Annotated in this window: 2 protein-coding genes; both read right to left on the reverse strand. The window is 59.4% G+C overall.

Annotated features, from left to right (window positions below; all coding sequences use genetic code 11):
• Positions 1–185, reverse strand: a 185-nt coding sequence (locus JJE47_04955) for a leucyl/phenylalanyl-tRNA--protein transferase (protein ID MBK5266763.1), incomplete at its 3' end; no start/stop codon positions are given.
• Positions 186–380: 195 nt separating this feature from the next.
• Entirely contained in the window at positions 381–3,698 is a 3,318-nt protein-coding gene (locus JJE47_04960) for an ExeM/NucH family extracellular endonuclease (protein MBK5266764.1), read from the reverse strand.
• Positions 3,699–4,005: the final 307 nt, after the last annotated feature.

Here is a 4,005-nt window from a genome sequence, read left to right on the forward strand (position 1 = left end):
CGAACTTGCGGGGACCACCAGGCGAGCAAGCCGTCGGAGAGATGCATCGGGAACATGCCCCGCCGGTACGCCTGGAGAATGGTGCCAGGTGCCAGATCACCACCGACCGCGACAACATCGTCGCCACCGGCCGATTCGGGTTCGGGAAGCCAGAACTGGCTCGGAGGTGGTTCGATCGGCGACATCCACCCGATCCTACGGTCCCATCCGGGTAGCCGACCCACCACATCCCTGATCGGTTGCTCCCACGGATCGACCACTCCGACCCCGTTCTTGGAAAGACGGTCGGGAAAGTTTCGCCGGACCGCCCGCCGTCCCAAGAAAGCAGAGGGGGCAGGCTCTCGCCCGCCCCCTCTTTCGGCTAAAGGCCGGCTGCGACTTCACTTACCTCGAGAAAGTGGAACAAACACCGTCACCGATGAAACCGCTGTGTTGCCACAGTCATCAGTCACCTGGTAGGTGATGGTGTAGGTTCGTCCCTGGCCAACCCCGGACCGCTCGGCCCGTAGCTGGAAGTGGAAGTCGTCGACGATAACGATGTCGTTGACTGTGTCTCCATCGTCTTCACCATTGTCGGGTTCATTCGACGTAACCGATACCAGGACGATGGTCGGATTCGTGTCGAAGTTGTCACTAACCGCGATAGTCGCCTCGACATCCACATACTTGTGGTTGGGCTTCAGGAGCACATTCGGTGTAACTGACAACGAGTCGATCGTCGGAGCAATTTCGTCGCAGACATCGAGCCCGATAATGACCGGATCATGATCGGACGAGCGATACGGGTCCGGAGCATAAATCGCGTCCTGGGCGGGCAGCTTGAACGACGTGTCATAGTCGATCAAATCCGCTTCGTCGGCGTTGATGTGCCAAACCGTTGCACCCGTCACCTGGGGCGTTAGCGATGAGTTGGCCAACTGGTAGTCGAGATAGCCGGTTTGTCCGTCGAACACGTACGAGTAGGCATCCTCACCAACGAAGTGAGCGACCAGGTCGGTATAACCACCCGCCAGGATGGCATCGATCGGATCTTCCTTGTCATAGGAGTTAAGGTCGCCGATGATCAAGAAATCGCTGTCGCCACTGCCGGTTGGATCGGTTGCAAGCCAATCGACCAGCGCCTCGGCGGCCGCGGTCCGGGTCAGGTTGCAGTTCCCTGCGCCATCGCCGAGATCTGGATCACCCACGTCATCGCAAGCGGAACCCTTGGACTTCAGGTGATTCACGGCGACCGTAAAGACACCACCGGTCGAGCTATCCATGAACGTCTGCGCCAGCGCCGGACGGTTCTTTGTGTCGAGGAAACGAGCGTCAACACTTGAGTCGAGGATGGCATAGCCACCGACCAGATCAACGGACAACGGCTTGTAGATCAGGGCGACCTTGATCGCATCCGTACCGATCGCTCCTGTGGCGACGTAATCGTAGGTCTCTTCGCCGTAGGCCGCGTTCAACCCATTGACAAGATCGATCACCGCGTCATCGTTGATGTTGTTTTCGATCTCGAGCAACCCGACCACATCGGCGTCGATCGCATGGATGGCAGAGATGATCTTGTCCCGTTGACGGGTGAACTCGCCCGCATTGTCTGCGCCGCGACATTCCTGATTGGCAAGCGGGCCGCACTTGTTGTCCAGCGGATCGCCTCGTGGATAGTCGAACGTTGAGAAGTAGTTCAACACGTTGAAGGTCGCGACATTGAGACTGCCACCCACCGGATCCGGACTGGCCGGCCGCGGGTTGACACTCGTGTAATCAGCACCTTGGGTTGGCTGGATCCGCCACAGACTGAATGAGTAGTCCATTACGCCGGTCACGTTGGCAACCGTGTCGCCACCCCGGAACAAGTTGGTGAGATCGAACACACCGCCGTTCGGATGAATTGCCGGATCAGGGTTCTGGGCAGATCGTCCGTCGTCGAGCGTGATCTTGTCAAGCAGAAAGTCCGCCGCCGCTTGGATAGCAGGAGCACCCGGTTCGAACTCTGCTGTCGGCGTCAGGTGCCGTTCGGATGTCAAGACAATCTCACCAAAGCGGTCGTAGTTGAAATACTCCGATATGACGAGCGCCTGTGGGAATGTGACATACATGCCCTCGTATCGTTCGAAGTAATCAGCCTCCACCACTGGAAGCGTCAAGTTGGCAGCGGTTGCGGCTCCCGTAGTCCCACAATCAAGAACCGTGACCACATTGGTGATCTCGGTGAGACCGAAGTATTCGGTGACCTCACCCCGGACTCGAACCACGTCTCCAACATTGAGTGCGACGGCGTTCGTCGAATCAAAGACGAAGATTCCCTCCGACGTGAGCGCATCGCCATCCGCATCGGCATCTTCTTCCTGGACGTAGAAACCGTTGAGCGCACCGGAGCCCTGGAAGTCACCGACGACGACGCCCTCTATCTCACGCGTATCGCCGATATCACCGCTGGCTGGCCCCGCGGTTTGGATGTCATGGATCAGCCGAGCGCCGTCGCCGCACACGCCGATGGGATCGACGACGACCGTAACAACGGCATTGACGGCATCTGGTGTGTTGATCGCTTCGCCACGTGCCTGACTGCCCACAAAGCCTGGGAACCCGAATCCATCAAAATCGTTGCGCACCCAGTCTCCGCTGGTGTTCGTGTCGGCGCCGTTTGGGATGCGCGAGGCGCCGCCCACCGTGAAGGTACCGCCGTCATATTCCGGGGTGAGCACGACCGATGAGTAGGTCAAGTCGCTTGCTCCGCCGTCGTTAACTGCCACCGAGTCGACGATCCGATTCCAGGGAGTGCTGTCGATTGTGCCATCGTCATTGGTATCTAGATCGTCACCTGCCGAGCCGGTGAAGCCCTCGACCAGAAGGATCGTGAGCGTGCCGTTCTCCATGTCTTCGTCGTCGATCCAATAGCCACCAGCGTTGGTCGAGCCGACGGGAAGTACGGCATCGATGAAGCCCCGGGCGGGTCCGGTGGTGGGTGCATCGCCCTCAATCTCAAGGACGGTGTAGGACGAATAGTCGGTGGTTGGTGTGCCGAAGACCTCAATGAATGCTTCGGTGTCAGCGCCGGTGTGGTTGGCTACGAACTCGTTGATCACCGGGTCGCTCGGACCGCTCGATCCACCATCGAAAGTCTGACCGGTGTTGACCGCACCGAACGTATTCGGCTGTGAAGCAGCCCAGGTGAAGTCGCCGCCCATCGACCCAGTGCCGACTAGTTGTAGAGAATCGCCAAGCGGGCCGCTTCCGTTCTCAGTCACACCGATATCGGTTGAGGTCATGCCGTTGGCGGGGCCGTCCGTGGCAGCGAACGAACCCTCATAGCTGAGGAACTCGACGACGGAGCTGCCTGCATCGACGAGGGCGATGCCGTCCGGCGAGCCGTTCTGGAGGCCAGAGATCGAGAAGCTGAGTGTGCCGTAGCCGCCTTGTTGATCCGGGATCGTTCCAGCAAGTGCAGTCGCGCTGTACGCGGCTCCATTTGACCCGTTGTACGGCTGAAGGGTCCAGCCCGTCAGGTCGGTCCCCACCGGGCCTGCGATCTCGACGGCTTCGCCGACGTCCGCACCCGTATTGTCGTAGTGAATCTCGTTGATGAAGACGGACGGCCCGAGCGCAAGGGCTGCGCCAGCAGCAGTGGGCAACAATGCCGCCACCATTGCCAGCAACAACGTCACTGTAAGCATCTTTCGTCTGATCGGTACTGCTCGCATCATGTCGTAGTTCCTCCTAGATCCTCCGGATGTGGGCAACTTAGGGCCGCTTGCGGCGCCCGCGCCCTCCTTGGCCAGGCTAGCCACTCAACGTGGTCGCGCGCCGCCCGTCGAACATGGTCGCGAAAAACCGTTAGAAAGACCCCAAAGGTCAACGAAGAGAACCAACCGGTATGGGCTTGGGGCCCGGCAGAATATGAATGGAGCGTTTGGTCTCGATACCGTTTCGGCCTCTGTTTTCGTCTTCAGACCTGAATCCTTCCATCCGGCAAGGTGATGTCCGATTGCGCGGACGCCAGGCCGCTTTGGA

It is taken from the genome of Acidimicrobiia bacterium (assembly GCA_016650365.1).
In the GTDB taxonomy this organism is placed as follows: Bacteria; Actinomycetota; Acidimicrobiia; order Spongiisociales; family JAENVV01; genus JAENVV01.

What these genes read in the sequence shown, in the direction of transcription:
- JJE47_04960 (MBK5266764.1), bottom strand. Translation starts at nt 3,698, where the DNA reads ATGATGCGAGCAGTACCGATCAGACGAAAGATGCTTACAGTGACGTTG.